Raw genomic sequence first — 14,603 nt, 5'->3', positions numbered from 1 at the left:
GGCCGGACTCCGTGCACCCGCCTGGCCATGACGTTGGCGGGCGGGGCGCCGGGGGGTCTGCCGGCGGGATCGGGATCGTGCGGCACGGCGTCTGTGGTACGGGATCCGTGAACGGGACCGCCTCGCGCCGAGGCACGCCGTAGCACCGAATCACCGACGCGCCGACGGCTCGTCGGCCGAACGCCGCTCCGATTACCAGCTCACCGCCGGCCGCCAGCCGTACACGCGTCCGCGGTCACCGGTGATCACTCACGCGTCTCCGGCGTGCCCGGGGAGGCAGCGTCCCGAACGCCCGGACCGCGCCGTCCTCCTACCCCACCACGAAATGCACGGCCTCAGAGCCACGGCCGCACATTTTCCCCGGCGCGGCAGCGGGAACGGTGGCGGACCGCGCGGCACAGGAGGCGGAACGCCTGGAAGAGGGTCAGGGGCCAGAGCAACGCGAAGCAGCACAGCAGTGCGGGGTCCGAAGTGCGGACCCCCATGACCGCCACGAACGCCGAGGCGATGCCCAGCAGCAGCACCGCGACCGGCAGCCACACCTCTCGATGGGGGTCGCCCATGCGGCGTGCGAACCTGCGGTCCTGCCTGAGGGAGCTCTCGATCTGCAGCAGCGCGATCCGTTCGCGCGGCGACAGGCGTACCTCGTCGTGCATCTCCCACGTCTCCCAGTCGTCCACGGCAACGGCACCTCCTTCGCCCATCGGCGGTTTCCGCCCGGACGCCCGGGTTCCCCGGACGGCCGGGGACGATGCGGAGCCGCATACGGGACCTCGGACTCGTACCGAGGGCGTGCCGCAGCGTGTCGGCGCCGACCGCCCGCCGCACCAGACGCCGCAGCCGGGGGCGGCACACCGGACCGGGTCATGCGCTCACTCAGCGTGCACGATTCGGACCCGACCCCCGCGTTTCCACGGCAACGCCTTCCAGCACCACACGCCACCGGAACCGCGCGAGAATTGAAGAGGCACACCACACCGACTCCGATGAAGGGAGGAGGGGAAATGGCCGCGACAGCGGAGACACCGCAAAAGCAAACCCATGAGGGCGACGGCGCGGGTCTGCATCTGCGCATGCGCACGCTGCATCCTCCGGTGCCGATTCCGTACCTCACCAAGGGAGAGGTGACGGAAACGGACCGGGCGACGACGGCACGCATGCCTGGTGCGCCCTCCGTCAAGGATCTCGCGTTCTACGGCGGCCTCGGAGCACTGGCCGTGGCGGGGGCACTGGACTGGCCCGTCGCCGTCGCCGTCGGCGGAGCCACCTGGCTGCTACGCAGCGGGCGGAAGGAGAAGGAGGAGAGGCAGGCAGCAGGCGCCCAGACATAGGCGTCCAGACGTGGAGTCCGGGGCCGGGCCGTTCGATCGGCGGGGAGGGCCTCCGGACGAGAACCAGTGGCGCACGGCGGCGTGAGCGCTGCCGGGCGCCGGGGGTGTTATACGGCGGCGACCGGTGCGAAGGCCTTCCGCAGATAGGGCGAGTAAGCGGACCACAGCTGCCACACGAGGCGCAGGATGATCGCCTCGACGAGCGCAACGAGAATCTTCGTTGCCACGGCTGCCAGTATCTCGGCCATGTTGGTTGACTTTCTGTTCTCGGATTGCGGGTGTCCGAAACCAGACAATGCAGCTTTTTCCTGCGCCCTGGGTGCTCCGCAGGCGTACTTTCGACAGACCTCAGGTGAACAGACGGTGCAAGACCGTGAAAACGGCCGTTCTCCCGGCACGGCTCGACTCACTGCCACGACCGGGAGCAAGTGGTTCCGTCACGGTCGAGGCGACCCTCCAGGCCCGGGCGCAAGCCGGCTGAGGCGGGACAGCGCGCCGCTCAGCCAAGCGAGCGGGACGGCGGCGAGGGCGGCTGCGGCTGACGGCAGCGGCGCCGGCTCATCGGCCGCAACCGCCGCATCGGCCGAGGAGGGGAGCCAGCCCGTATCGGCCAGGCGACACGAGAGCGGCTTCAGAGCCGGGTGGAGGAGGGCGGCGGCGGTGATGGCCGCCAGGACGATGCCCCAGCCGACGGGGCCCAGGGGCGTGGAGCCGAAGAACTGGCTGACGCCCGGTGTCTGAATGATGCCGACGAGCACGGCGGCCGACCCGATCGTGGCGGCGAGCACCTGGCGGTCCGCGCCACCGCTGGTCAGTGTCTGAGCGAGCTGGGTACCGACCACGGCGGCCAACGCCGCGGTGGCGGCACGGCGTTGGGTGCCGGTGAAGCGGGCGGCCGTCCAGGCCAGCCCCGCGCCGAGAGCCGTGGTGAGCCCGCGCTGCAGCATCTCCTCGGTGAGTGCGGTGCCCAGCGACTGGTGGGGGCCCTCCTGGAGCAGCTCTTCCCCGGTGCTCTCGGCCGGAGTGCGTACGGCGATGGAGAGCGCGGGGGCGAGGTCGGTGAGGAGGTTGACCAACATGATCTGGCGGGCGCTCAGCGGTGAACTGCCGGCCAGCGCGGAGGCGAGGACGCTGAAGGTGACCTCACCGAGGTTGCCGCCGATCAGAATGGCCAGCGCGGTCCTGACCGAGGTCCACATCGCCCGGCCCTCGGTCAGGGCCGTGACGATCGTCTCCAGTCGGTCGTCACCGATGACCAGATCGGCGGCGGCCGTGGCCGCGGGAGTGCCACGCCGCCCCAGGGCGATGCCGACGTCGGCGAGGCGGATGGCGGGGGCGTCGTTGGCGCCGTCGCCGGTCATCGCCACCACCCGGCCCAGACGCTGGAACGCCTCCACGATACGGACCTTGTGGCGCGGAGTGCACCGGGCGACCACACTCACCGTCGGCAGCAGCGCGTCCAGCGCGTCGTCGTCGAGCTCGTCCAACTCCGGCCCGGTGCACACGGTCTGCTCCGGCTCACCGGTGACCGAGACTGCGATTGCCTCGGCGGTGGCGGCATGGTCCCCGGTGAGCAGGAGCGTGCGCACCCCGGCCGCGCGCAGCCGGGCGGTGGCCGGCGCCGCCCCGGGGCGCACCGGGTCGGCCAGCACGAGGAAACCGACGAAGACCAGGTCCTGCACCGCGTCGTCTGCAAGCTCCTCTGCAAGCTCCTCGCCCGGACGCAGGGTTCGTTCGGCGACGGCGAGGACGCGGCGGCCGGCGGCGGCGAGCTCCTCGGTCGCCAGAGTGAGCGCCTTGTGCCCCGCGTCGTCCAGCACGGTCTCCGCCCCGTTCAGTCGTCTGCGCCGGCAGCGGGCCAGCACCGTCTCGGGTGCGCCCTTGATGCTGAGCAGGGTGGAGCCGGCGGTGCGGCCCGCCGTCGCATGGTAGGCGCGGGACGGGTCGAAGGGCAGGGTGCCGGTGCGCCGCCAGCGAGGCGCGCCGCGCCCGACCGACACCCGGGCCCGGCGGGCCCCCTCGTCCACCGCCCGGTCGGTCTGGTGGGCCAGCGGTTCCGACTGCCGGGCGGCGGGGGTGGCACGGAGCGCGGCGGCCAGAACCTCTCTGTGCCGCGGGCCGAGCCGGTCGAGGGGAAGGGTCCGCTCGCCGTCGCCGACGGCGACGAGCCGGAGATGACCTTCGGTGAGGGTGCCGGTCTTGTCGAAGCACAGCACGTCAGCCCGGCCCAGCGCCTCGATGGTGCGCGGGTTGCGCACCAGCGCGCCGTACTCGGCCAAGCGGCGCGCGGAGGCCAGCTGTGCCGCGTTGACCAGAAAGGGCAGCCCCTCGGGAACCGACGCCACGGCCAGGTTGACCGCAGAGGTCAGGCTCTCCGCCAGTGGGCGCCGGTGCAGCAGCCCGGCCCCGACCACCGCCGCCGCAGAGCCCGTCGCCACGGGCAGACTGGCCCTGGTCAGCGACGACAACCGTGCCTCGACCCCGGTCACGGGTGCCGCCTCCCGCGCACTGGCCATGGTGCGCCCGACCTCGGTGGCCGCCCCGGTGGCCACGACCACCGCAACCGCCTTCCCGGCCGACACGGTGGTGCCCTCGTAGAGCATCGAGCTGCGGTCGGTGAGCTGCGAGGCGACCACCGGAGCCGGGTCCTTGGGCACGGGCAGGGACTCGCCGGTCAGCGACGACTCGTCGACCTCCAGTCCGTCGGCCTCCAGCAGGCGGCAGTCGGCGGGCACCACGTCCTCGGGTCCGAGCAGGACGACGTCCCCCGGCACCAGTTCCTCGGCGGTGACCAGCCGCACGCCTCCCCCGCGCCGCACCCGTGCCCCGACCGCGGAGCGGGCGGTCAACTCGGCGAGAGCGCGCTCGGTCCTCACCCGCTGCACTCCGCCGACCAGCGCCGAGGCCGCGGTGATCAAGGCGACCAACACGGCGTCCGCGCTCGATCCCACGGCGGCCGCCAGAGCCGCACCGCCGGCGAGCACCGGTGTCAGCGGGTTGGCCAGCTCTTCGATGAACGCCGACGGCAGGGTGATCTGCGGCGTGCTGTCTCGCCACGGACCCTTGGCCCGCGCCGCCTCCTCCTCCGACAGCCCGTCGCTGCTCGAGCCCAGTCGGTCCAGGACCAGCTCGGACGGCATCAGATGCCAGGGCACCGTCTCGACGGAGGGAGTGACGGGGCGCGAGCACAGCTGCCGGGCGCGCCAGGCCCCCAGGCCGAAGGCGATTCCCCCGGCGGTGTTGCACGCCGCCTGCCCGCGCGAGCACGCCTGGGCGGCCGGTGCCCGCATCGCCGCGACCACGCCGATGCCGCTGCCGCTCGCGGCCAGCAGCGCACTCTCCCGGTCGACCTTGCGGGCCACGCCGACTCCGGCCAGGATCAGCGCGACCGAGTCCAGGTCGGTGCCGACGAGCAGGTGTGCGCCCCAGGCCGGCGGCTCCCCCTCCCGGTGGACGCCGATGCCGCAGTCGGACGCTCCCAGGGCACGGCGGTTCCCCGATACCAGCAGCACCACAGCACCGTCCGCCTGCAACGCGCGCACCGACGCCACCAGGTGGCCCTCCGCAGGCACCATGGCGTCGACGAATCCGAGCTCAGGACAGGGCTGGTCGCCGGCGAGGACCACGCGCAGACCCGAGCGGCGGGCCGCCGCCGCCAGAGCCTGCGCGCCCGGAAGCGTCTGCATCCCCACCCCCACCACGGCGACCAGGCGGCGCCGGCGAGCCAGGCCCAGTACCCGTTCACTGCTCCCGCGCCGGAGCCGGTCCGCGGCCCGGCGCCCGGTGCTGCCGGTCAGATCCAGGTTCTCCAGCGGGCCGAGCACCCAGCCCTCGCCGTCACGGTGGACCTGCGCCGGCGCGGCCGGGTCGAACAGGGCGAAGAGCCGGTCGGAGACCTGCTCGGGTGTGGTGCCGTCGAGCAGCACCAGTTCGGTCAGTTCGTAGCGGCGGCTGCGCAGCACGTCCGCGTCCAGGACCACGGTGTCCACCTGCCCCAGGCGGCGCAGCGCGCTGCGGTCCATGACCACGACGCCGCGCAAGGCGAGGAACCGGCCCAGGCTGGTGGCGAATCCTTCCCGTCCGGCGTGCGGCGCCTTCGGCACGCTGGACAGAGCCACCGCGAGCGCACGCCGCGGCCCTGCGTACGGCGTGGTCAGGGCGCCTGCGGCCGCGCCGGCCCCCATGGCCCGTCTGGCATAGCGCAGCGTCACGTCCTGGTGCTCCTGCGGCCGTTCCACGACGATCGGCTCGGCCTGCGCGTGCTCCGGCCCCGGTACCAGCCGCGGCTCCGCCAGGGACCACGCCTCGAGTGCCGCGTTCGCCTCCCGCCACTGCGCCACGCGCTGCACGACGTCGAGGACCAGCCCTCCGCCGCGCGTGGCCACGCCCTGGATCATCGCGTTCAGTACCGGGAGCACGGACTCGGTGCGCTCATGCCCGGCGAGCGCCGATGTCGCCAGTCTGCGCAGGCCCGGGTGGCACAGGGCCGCATTGGCCAGCGCCCCGACCTCCGCCGGCAGCGGCGTCCACGGCGACAGGCGCGCGGCCACCGTGAGCAGCAGCCCCGCGATGTCCGCCGCCAGGACCGGAAGCGCCGACCGCCGGCGCGGCCCCTCACCCGGATGGTGCGGTTGGGGACACCATTCGTCGAACGCCTCCGGCTCGGCGGTGCCGGCGGCCGCATCGGCCTCCGCTCGGGCGATGATCTCGATCAGCTCCCGCTGCGGCGGTGGCGGCGAGGCAAGCTCCACGACGACCCGCTCGGCCGCGGCGTTCACTCGCGCCCACAGCACACCGGGATGCTCCTCGAGTGCACGCTCCACGCTCCGCCCCACCCACATCCCGCGCGGGCCGCGTACCCCCCGCACCTCGATGTGGCGACGCCCCGAACGGGACCACACATCCCGCCGGTCCAGCCTGAGCAGCATGGCGGCCACATCGGCGGCCGCGCGTACACCTGTGGTCACCCCGGCCCCCAGACCCCTGCTGATCGGCGCCGGCAGCGGCAGCGGCAGACGCACCTCTGACAGCAGCGACATCCGCGTCCCACCTCCGGAACAGGCCGATCACTCGTCCCCCTGCGATCATCCTCACCCGCCCCGGACACACCCGCCCGCCATGTTGATCCGAACGGCTTGCTGTGGCTCGCAGGGCCGTGCGCCCGCCGGTAGCGTGTGCCGCGATGGGGGGGCAAAGCCCGGACCCACGAACGGATGTGAATCGTGACCACTCCGAAGACCGCTGCGAAACGCCCGAGCACACGGGCCACAGACCCGTCGCGCCCTGCCTCCAGGACCAACACGACGCAGCAGTCCGACGCCGAGCCGACCACGAAACCACCGAAGAGGACCTCCGCCGCGGCGTCCGGCGGACACACGATCACCATCACCCTGCCGGCGCTCGGCGAGGCGGCCACCAGGGTGGTGACCGCCGCGACGGTCCCCGTGGCCACCGCCCGCCGCCTGCTGCCCGCCAAAGGCGGCCTGCCCCTGTACGCCGGCCTCGGCGTACTGGCGGTCGTGGGCGCCGTCGAATGGCCGGTTGCGGCGGGTATCGGCATCGGCTACGCCGTCCTCCGGTCCAACGGCCTGCTCACACGGCCCGATGCACCGCATGTCCCCGCCAAGCCGCTCACGTCGACTCCGACAGCAGGTGAGCGCTGAAGCGTCCGACCCGCCGCGGAACATCGGCTCGGCATCAGCTGATCGAGTCGCTGACTTCTTGTCATCAGTCAAGGGGCACCGACGCCAGGGCGTGAACCTCGGACATCTGCAACAACCGGCCCTCGACGGTGCAGTTGCCGTTCGGCCCAGCTGAGTTCGCCGTGCGGTGTGCGCCGGTTCCCCATCGGGCGGGACGACTGCGAGACGAGGAGGAGTCCGCGGCCGTACTCGTCGCCGGTGCGGGGGATACGAAGGCGCGGCGATGGCGTCCCGCCGAATGATGTAGCCATCCGGACCACGCCGTTCCGGATGGCCTGCGCCCGGCTGCCAGGCCGATCACTACCGTCACCTGCGAAGCCGCGAAGGCTGACCGCCTCCACCACTCGGCGGGACACGACCGGCGCGGGTGGCCGAAGCCGGCGGGCGGCCGGGGGCCGGGCGCGGCCGGCCGCGGTCGAGGGGTCCGGAAGTTGCCAGGAGGCAGCCTGACTCGGGCCGTGCGAGCGGAATCGCGCGAGGAGCAGCGCACTGCCGTGGCGTTCCATGCCGACGTCGACGTCGATGTCGCGGCCGTGGCCCGGGCGCCGCGCGGCACGTGATTTTTCCGCGGCCGTCTTCAGTGTTCCACCTCGGGTCGACTGACCGCTACGCGCCGTGAACTCTCACGGCGGCAGGTGACCTTCAATGTCGCAAGGTCGATACTTCCTATAGCCGAAGCAGGCATCGAGTCAGTCAACAGCAGGTCCTGGGCCCAAGTCCTAACCTCCCGAGGAGACACCGATGAGGATGCTGATCAACGTCCCGGAGACCGTCGTGGCGGACGCGCTGCGCGGGATGGCGGCCGCGTATCCCGATCTGACCGTGGACGTGGAGAACCGGGTCATCGTCCGCCGGGACGCTCCGGTGGCCGGGCAGGTCGCGCTGGTGTCCGGTGGCGGGTCGGGGCACGAGCCGCTGCACGGCGGGTTCGTCGGCCCGGGCATGCTCTCCGCCGCCTGTCCCGGAGAGGTGTTCACCTCCCCGGTGCCGGACCAGATGGTGCGGGCCGCCGCGGCCGTGGACAGCGGCGCGGGTGTGTTGTTCGTCGTGAAGAACTACACCGGCGACGTGCTCAACTTCGACATGGCGGCCGAACTGGCCGAGGACGAGGGCATCCAGGTCGCCAAGGTGCTGGTCAACGATGATGTGGCGGTCACGGACAGTCTGTACACGGCCGGGCGGCGCGGCACCGGCGCGACGCTGTTCGTGGAGAAGATCGCGGGTGCCGCCGCGGCCGAGGGGCAGCCGCTGGAGCGGGTCGAGTCCATCGGGCGTCAGGTGAACGAGAACTCCCGGAGTTTCGGTGTGGCGCTCAGCGCCTGTACGACCCCGGCGAAGGGCAGCCCCACCTTCGATCTGCCGGACGGCGAGCTGGAGTTGGGCATCGGCATCCACGGCGAGCCGGGCCGGGAACGGCGGCCGATGATGACCTCCGGGGAGATCGCCGACTTCGCGGTGAACGCGGTCCTGGAGGACATGCCGCCGCGCAGCCCCGTGCTGGTGCTGGTCAACGGCATGGGCGCCACCCCGCTGCTGGAGCTGTACGGCTTCAACGCCGAGGTGCAGCGGGTGCTGCGCGAGCGCGGGGTCGCCGTGGCCCGCACGCTCGTCGGCAACTACGTCACCTCCCTGGACATGGCGGGCGCGTCGGTGACGCTCTGCCAGGCCGACGAGGAACTGCTGCGGCTGTGGGACGCGCCGGTGAAGACTCCCGCGCTGCGGTGGGGGATGTGATACGGCGGACGAGGCGACCATCACCCGTAGCACGCCGGTCATCACCCCTACCACGCAAGGAGATCCAGTGCTCGACGCCGACTTCTTCCGCCGTTGGATGGTGGCGACCGCCGCGTCCGTGGACCGTGAGGCGGAGCGGCTCACCGCCCTCGACTCGGCCATCGGGGACGCCGACCACGGCAGCAATCTGCAGCGCGGCTTCACCGCCGTGCACGCCGCCCTGGAGAAGGAGGCGCCGGACACCCCGGGCGCGGTTCTGGTGCTCGCCGGGCGGCAGCTCATCTCCACGGTCGGCGGCGCGTCCGGGCCGCTGTACGGCACGCTGCTGCGCCGGACCGGCAAGGCCCTCGGCGACGCCGCCGAGGTCAGCGAGGAGCAGCTGGCCGAGGCGCTGCGCGCGGGCGTGGACGGGGTGATGGCGCTGGGCGGGGCGGCCCCCGGCGACAAGACGATGATCGACGCCCTGGTGCCGGCCGTGGACGCGCTGGGCGACGGCTTCGCCGCCGCGCGGGCCGCCGCCGAGGAGGGCGCGGTGGCCACCACCCCGCTGCAGGCCCGCAAGGGCCGGGCCAGCTATCTCGGCGAGCGCAGCATCGGGCACCAGGACCCGGGGGCCACCTCGTCGGCGCTGCTCGTCGCCGGTCTGGAAGAGGCGGCGGAGGGCGGACGGTGAGTCAGGAGAAGGTGGTCGGCATCGTGCTGGTGTCGCACAGCGCGGAAGTGGCCGCCTCCGTCGCCGAGTTGGCGAAGGGCCTGGCGGGCGGGGCCCCGGCGGTGCCCGTGGCGCCGGCGGGCGGCACCGAGGGCGGCGGGCTGGGCACCAGCGCCGAGCTGATCTCCGCCGCGGCGGCCTCGGTGGACCGGGGCGCCGGGGTGGCGGTGCTCACCGATCTCGGCAGCGCCGTGCTCACCGTGAAGGCGCTGATCGCCGAAGGTGACGAACTGCCGGACGGCGCCCGGCTGGTGGACGCGCCGTTCGTCGAGGGCGCGGTGGCGGCGGTGGTCACCGCCGCCACGGGGGCCGACCTGGACGCGGTGGAGGCCGCGGCCACGGAGGCGTACGGCTACCGCAAGGTGTGACACGGCCGCGGGGGGCCGGCTGGTCATCTGTTCGCGACGAACAGCCTGGCCAGCCGGACTCCTGCGGCGGCGGCCGCCGTGTGGTCCTCGATGGGGTGCACCCGGGAGTGCTTGAAGACGATGTAGGTGACCCCGGAGGGCACCCCGCCGCTGCGCGGGTTGGCCCGGATGCCGAGGGCCCGGGCGGTGGCGTAGGAGGCCTCGCCGATGATGTCGCGCGGACCGGTGTCGCCGACCACGGCGTACTGCACCCGGCCCCGGTAGACGACGGCGGCGACCGAGCCGCCCCGTACGCCGTGCTTGCGGGGGTTCCAGATGCGGCTGGGGGCCGGGACGACGATGTAGGGCAGGGTCGCGGCGTTGAGATGGCGGCCGTCGGACTGCTGGTAGGCGGTCATGGTGGCGAACTGCGGGTCGGTGCGGCGGTTGCAGCGGGCGGTGGAACGTCCGTCGCAGTCGATGTCCAGGTCGGCCTTCCAGTAGACGGCGTCCCGGGTGCCGCAGACGGGCACGGTCGCGGGTCTGCCGGCGTCGGTGCGGTACCGGCCGCGGGAGACCTGGTGGCATTCGCCCAGCCGGGCCAGCAGCTCGGTGGCGGCCACCGCGGTCCGGCCGGCGGCCGCGGGCCGGTCCCTGGGCGGGGCGACGGCAGCGGGGTGGTGCAGTGCGGCCGGGACGTGCACGGCGGCCGGATCGCGCAGAGCGCCCGGGGCGTTCAGTGCGGCCGGGACGTGCAGGGCAGCCGGGGCGAGCAGGGCGACGCCGGCCAGGGCCGGCGTCAGCGACGGGACACGCACGATGAGGGAACCCTCTCGTCGGGGACGGGCGGACATCCAGCACACTCTGGTGCGGGTCCCGGCGTCCGGGCGTACCGGTCGCCCGGAAGGGGCTGGATGGAGCACGCTTCTGACGCCTGACGAGGGACAAAAGGGACGGCATGGGACAACAGGGGCCGGGGATCGGGAACGAAGCCCGCCCCCGATCCCCCGGCCACCCGCGTCGGCGCGGCTTCGACGACGACAGCGTGTCCGCGCCGGTGACATGAACTCCCCTGCCCTCTCGGGAAGTTCAGCCGTAGGAAGCTCAGCATACGAAACTTCCCGGCATGGTCACCATCGCGGGCCCCACAGGTCACCCGTGCGGCCCCCTTGCCGCGCCCGCACCCGCCGCGCCATATTGGTCCGGACCTTTGCGTGATTGCCCATGCCGCCGGCCCCCGGGGAGGCAGAGCCGTGCGACGCGTTCCGTGGCCGCTCGTGCCGGTCTGCGCGGCCCTGCTGCTGGTCGCGTCCTGCGCCTGGGGCCAGGCCGGCGAAGCCGACGAAGGCCGGGCACCCGGGGCTCCGACCGGGGTCACCGCGCAGGCGGGCAGCGCCACCAGCATGCACGTGATGTGGAACGCGGTGCCGGACAGCCCCGGTATCCGCACCTACGAGGTGTACAGCGGCACCACGAAAGTGCTGGACGTGCCGGGTTCGCAGCACATGGTGGACGTCACCAGGCTCAGGCCGTCCACCGTGTATGCCTTCACCGTGCGGGCCCGGGACACCGAGGGGCGGCTCGGGCCGCCGAGCCGTTCCGTGCGGGCGCGGACCCCGGCCGGCGCGACGGCGGACCGCTCGGCGCCCACCCGGCCGTCGCATCCCTCCGGGCGGGTGCTCGGCGCCCGGGTGGTCCAGCTGTCCTGGGGCGCCTCCCGCGACGACCGGGGCGTGGTGTCGTACGACCTGTACCAGGGCGGGGCGAAGATCCACAGCGTCGGCGGGAACCAGACCGCGGCCGTGGTCACCGGACTGTGCCCCGGGACCGGCTACGTCTTCACGGTGCGGGCCCGCGACGCCGCCGACAACCTCTCCCCCGCGAGCGTCCCGGTCCGCCTCACGACCCCGGGCAACGACGACGGGCGGGACACCGCGCCCACCGGCTTCACCGCACGGACCCACCAGGCCGGCGGGGCGTACTACCTCGACCTGTCCTGGGATCCGCCGCGCACGGACGGCGTGATCACCGAGTACCAGATCCGGCTGGACGGCGCCGCGGCGACCTCGCTGGTGTGGGGCGGCACTCCTCCGCGCGGGCGGGCGGCCTACAGCTTCTACGTCGGCCGGACCTCCGGGGACGAGCACCGGGTGCGGCTGCGGGCACGGCTGCCGGACGGCACGTGGGGCGGCTGGTCGCCGCAGCGATCGGTGACCACCGGCGGCTGACGGGCACAGCGGCCAACCCAGGGGCGCGGGGAACCGTGCGCTCAGCCACGGACCATGCGCACCCGCCAACGCCGGGTATCCCGGCAGACGCGTGGGCGACCTCCGCCGCCCGGAGGAAACCGTCACCTGACCGGCTGCCTCCCGGGTGCGGGCACCCCCGTCGCCCCGTTGGCTGCTGCCCAGGCAGCACGGACGCTTCCCGATCCCCGGCGGCGCATGGGACGTACCGCCGACCGTGCCGCCGGAAGGCCAACCCATGCACACCTCGCCACTCCTCGTCCGCTCCGGTCTGACACTGGCGGCCGCCGCGGCGCTCCCGGCCACCCTCGCCGGGCCGTCCGCCGCGGCCTCGGGCATCTCCGTCAGCACCACCGGGTCGACCGTCTCGGTGGCCACCGGCGCGTGCTCCGAGATCAACGGCAGCTGGGGCAACGCGGCCCTGCTCACCAGCAGGCAGGCGAACTTCGCCCAGGGCCGGCAGTCCGCCTTGTCGGGCACGACCGCCGGCCAGTCCGCGGCCTGGACGGGAGTGCGGCCGGGGACGTACACCGTGGTCGTGGTCTGCTCCAACGGCAGCACCGCGGGCACCCAGTCGGTGATCGTCTCGTCCGGCTCGGGCTCGGGACCGACAACCTCCTCGACGGCCTCGCCGGCGCCCTCCGGGGGTGTGCTGAGCGGCCTCGGCGGTGCCGCCCGGGACTACGGCACGCTGACGCTGGGCATCGGCGCGGCCCTGGTGAGCGCCGGGGCCGTCGTCACGGGCTGGTATCTGCGCCGGCGTTCGAAGCCGCACCGGCTCTGACGGACCGGCCGCGGCACCGGTTCAGTGGCGCTCGGACAGTTCGGGGAACTCCGCCAGGGCGTGGGTGAGCCACTGGGTCCAGAAGGTCTCCAGATCAATGCCGGCCCGCAGCACGAGATGGCGCAGCCGGTCCTCGGGGGCGTCCCGGTCCGGCGGGAAGTCGCGCTTCTCGATCTCCCGGTACTCAGCCAACTGCCGCCGGTGCAGGTCCAGATGGCGGCGCAGGTCCGTCTCCAGGCCCGCCGTGCCGACCACCGCCGCGGCCCGCAGCCGCAGCAGGAGCGTGTCCCGCAGCGGCTTGGGGTCCTGCCCGGCGGCGGTCCAGCGGGCCAGTTCGGCACGGCCCGCGGGCAGGACCTCGTAGCTCTTCTTCTGCCCACGGGCCGGTGCCTGCGCCGGCAGGGTGCGGATGAGGCCGTCGGCCTCCAGCTTTCCCAGCTCACGATAGATCTGCTGGTGCGTCGCCGACCAGAAGTAGCCGATCGACTTGTCGAACCGGCGGGTCAGCTCCAGCCCCGACGACGGCTTTTCCAGCAGGGCGGTGAGGATCGCGTGCGGGAGTGACATGACCTCATCCTAAGAGCTATCACGTAATGAGGGTCGGGACGTGTCTCACCGTGGTGGGCGTCCGTTTACACCGATGTCGATCTTGAGGTTGTGGAGTGCGGCGACGCCGACGACGGCATAGTTGATCGCGTCGCCACGGCCTCGGCATTGGCGGAGGATCTGGTGGTCTTTGAGTCGGGCGATGGTGTGTTCGGCGACGGCCCGACGTTTGCGAAACCTGCGGTAATTCCGGCCTTTGATGATGCGTCCGTCGGGGCCGCGGCGGGGTGTTCGGATGCGGTCGCATCCTCGGTAGCCTCCGTCGCCGGACAGGCGGGGGAGGCCGGGCAGTGTTTCAGCGAGGGTTTCGCGGAAGACGACAACATCGTTGCGGTTGCCCGGCCAAGCGTCCCCGATGGCGACGACGCGGCGATCCCGGGTCTGGCAGATGATCTGCACGTTGACGCTGCGCCGGTAGTTTTTGCTTTTCGCGGTGCGTTTCTGATCGTGGACGGGGATCAGGGTGCCGTCGACGACCCACAGTTCGCGCCGGTCGGTGGGCGGCGCGCCGAGAAGCTGCGCAAGCGGCTTGGCGAGCCGGGCGATGACGCGGTGGGCGGCTGCGTGGGAGATGCCGAAGAGGGATCCGAGTTGCTGCATGGTTAGGTTCGTCCGGTGGGCCAGGACGACGAGGAAGACCCGATCGGCGAACGGCAGTGCCCAGGGCCGGCCGCGGCCGGTGTCCAGGTTGATTTCCCACAACTGCGCAACGAGGTGCTGCACTTGCGGCCGACTCAGGCCGGTCCAGGCATGAAGGTCCGTGGTGCAGCGGGCAAGACGCAGACGCAGAAGCATGAAGGTAATCGTAAATCCCGCAGGTCTGTCGCTGAGCGGGGCGTTGTCAGTGGGGTCTTGTAGCTTTGGCTTTGGTTGCCGCACTAGCCGTGCTGCGGACAGAGCACTGTTGTCGTGAGCGGAAAAGGGAGGTGGGCCCCGGTGAGTACAGAGCTGTTGGAGTCCGTGCCCGCTTCCGATACGGCTCCTCCTGCGCGACGGTTTAGGGGTAAGAACAAAGGGAAACGGTGGCAGCGCGGGAAGGACACAAAGCGGGTCTTCGAAGTTGAGCGGTGCAGGGTCGGTGGCCGCTGACTGTCCGTCACGGTCTGCGATGAGTGGGGTGGTTGTCGGCCCTGGATGTAGG

12 protein-coding genes are annotated in these 14,603 nt (G+C 72.7%); 7 read left to right on the top strand and 5 right to left on the bottom strand.

The features are described from left to right. Positions 1–335 precede the first annotated feature (335 nt). Positions 336–680: a DUF3040 domain-containing protein gene (locus ACIBJF_RS43140; protein WP_399182556.1), complete on the bottom strand. Its 345-nt coding sequence runs from the start codon at positions 678–680 to the stop codon at positions 336–338. A gap of 324 nt (positions 681–1,004) precedes the next feature. On the opposite strand from ACIBJF_RS43140, the gene ACIBJF_RS43135 reads away from it, so the two are divergent. Beyond that, positions 1,005–1,331: a hypothetical protein gene (locus ACIBJF_RS43135; protein ID WP_399182554.1), complete on the top strand. Its 327-nt coding sequence runs from the start codon at positions 1,005–1,007 to the stop codon at positions 1,329–1,331. Positions 1,332–1,768: 437 nt separating this feature from the next. Here the strand turns inward: ACIBJF_RS43135 and ACIBJF_RS43130 are convergent, their stop codons facing one another. After that, positions 1,769–6,370, bottom strand: a complete 4,602-nt coding sequence (locus ACIBJF_RS43130) for an HAD-IC family P-type ATPase (protein ID WP_399182553.1) — start codon at positions 6,368–6,370, stop codon at positions 1,769–1,771. A gap of 183 nt (positions 6,371–6,553) precedes the next feature. Between ACIBJF_RS43130 and ACIBJF_RS43125 the strand changes: the two genes are divergently transcribed. From ACIBJF_RS43125 to ACIBJF_RS43110, 4 genes are all read left to right on the top strand, one after another. After that, positions 6,554–6,994, top strand: a complete 441-nt coding sequence (locus ACIBJF_RS43125) for a hypothetical protein (RefSeq protein WP_399182551.1) — start codon at positions 6,554–6,556, stop codon at positions 6,992–6,994. A gap of 780 nt (positions 6,995–7,774) precedes the next feature. Continuing rightward, entirely contained in the window at positions 7,775–8,767 is a 993-nt protein-coding gene (gene dhaK / locus ACIBJF_RS43120; RefSeq protein WP_399182549.1) for a dihydroxyacetone kinase subunit DhaK, read from the top strand. A 67-nt stretch (positions 8,768–8,834) separates the two neighbouring features. Continuing rightward, positions 8,835–9,440: a dihydroxyacetone kinase subunit DhaL gene (dhaL, locus tag ACIBJF_RS43115; RefSeq protein ID WP_399182548.1), complete on the top strand. Its 606-nt coding sequence runs from the start codon at positions 8,835–8,837 to the stop codon at positions 9,438–9,440. Next, positions 9,437–9,847 (top strand): PTS-dependent dihydroxyacetone kinase phosphotransferase subunit DhaM, encoded by a 411-nt coding sequence (locus ACIBJF_RS43110; protein WP_399182546.1) that lies wholly within the window; start codon positions 9,437–9,439, stop codon positions 9,845–9,847. Before dhaL ends, ACIBJF_RS43110 begins: the two co-directional genes overlap by 4 nt. 23 nt (positions 9,848–9,870) lie before the next feature. Here ACIBJF_RS43110 and ACIBJF_RS43105 read toward each other — a convergent pair whose 3' ends face one another. Beyond that, positions 9,871–10,644: a glycoside hydrolase family 75 protein gene (locus ACIBJF_RS43105; protein ID WP_399182574.1), complete on the bottom strand. Its 774-nt coding sequence runs from the start codon at positions 10,642–10,644 to the stop codon at positions 9,871–9,873. A 435-nt stretch (positions 10,645–11,079) separates the two neighbouring features. On the opposite strand from ACIBJF_RS43105, the gene ACIBJF_RS43100 reads away from it, so the two are divergent. Both ACIBJF_RS43100 and ACIBJF_RS43095 read left to right on the top strand, forming a co-directional pair. After that, positions 11,080–12,054, top strand: coding sequence for a fibronectin type III domain-containing protein (locus ACIBJF_RS43100; RefSeq protein WP_399182544.1), 975 nt, complete (start codon positions 11,080–11,082; stop codon positions 12,052–12,054). 256 nt (positions 12,055–12,310) lie between these two features. Beyond that, positions 12,311–12,856 (top strand): hypothetical protein, encoded by a 546-nt coding sequence (locus tag ACIBJF_RS43095; protein ID WP_399182542.1) that lies wholly within the window; start codon positions 12,311–12,313, stop codon positions 12,854–12,856. A 21-nt stretch (positions 12,857–12,877) separates the two neighbouring features. Here ACIBJF_RS43095 and ACIBJF_RS43090 read toward each other — a convergent pair whose 3' ends face one another. Both ACIBJF_RS43090 and ACIBJF_RS43085 read right to left on the bottom strand, forming a co-directional pair. After that, positions 12,878–13,423, bottom strand: a complete 546-nt coding sequence (locus ACIBJF_RS43090) for a PadR family transcriptional regulator (RefSeq protein WP_399182540.1) — start codon at positions 13,421–13,423, stop codon at positions 12,878–12,880. 45 nt (positions 13,424–13,468) lie between these two features. Beyond that, the gene (locus ACIBJF_RS43085) at positions 13,469–14,257 is read right to left on the bottom strand and encodes a transposase (protein ID WP_399182538.1); all 789 of its coding nucleotides are present in this window, start codon (positions 14,255–14,257) and stop codon (positions 13,469–13,471) included. Positions 14,258–14,603: the final 346 nt, after the last annotated feature.

The sequence above is a fragment of the Streptomyces sp. NPDC050743 genome (assembly GCF_044456925.1).
Taxonomy (GTDB): Bacteria; Actinomycetota; Actinomycetes; order Streptomycetales; family Streptomycetaceae; genus Streptomyces.
The sequence above is the reverse complement of the archived record's forward strand: the minus strand, read 5'-3'. Positions and strand labels throughout refer to the sequence as shown.

Excerpts from the sequence above, each read along its gene's own strand:
- ACIBJF_RS43135 (WP_399182554.1), top strand. The coding sequence starts at position 1,005 with ATGGCCGCGACAGCGGAGACACCGCAAAAGCAAACCCATGAGGGCGAC.
- ACIBJF_RS43130 (WP_399182553.1), bottom strand. The coding sequence starts at position 6,370 with ATGTCGCTGCTGTCAGAGGTGCGTCTGCCGCTGCCGCTGCCGGCGCCG.
- dhaK (WP_399182549.1), top strand. The coding sequence starts at position 7,775 with ATGAGGATGCTGATCAACGTCCCGGAGACCGTCGTGGCGGACGCGCTG.
- ACIBJF_RS43095 (WP_399182542.1), top strand. The coding sequence starts at position 12,311 with ATGCACACCTCGCCACTCCTCGTCCGCTCCGGTCTGACACTGGCGGCC.
- ACIBJF_RS43090 (WP_399182540.1), bottom strand. The coding sequence starts at position 13,423 with ATGTCACTCCCGCACGCGATCCTCACCGCCCTGCTGGAAAAGCCGTCG.
- ACIBJF_RS43085 (WP_399182538.1), bottom strand. The coding sequence starts at position 14,257 with ATGCTTCTGCGTCTGCGTCTTGCCCGCTGCACCACGGACCTTCATGCC.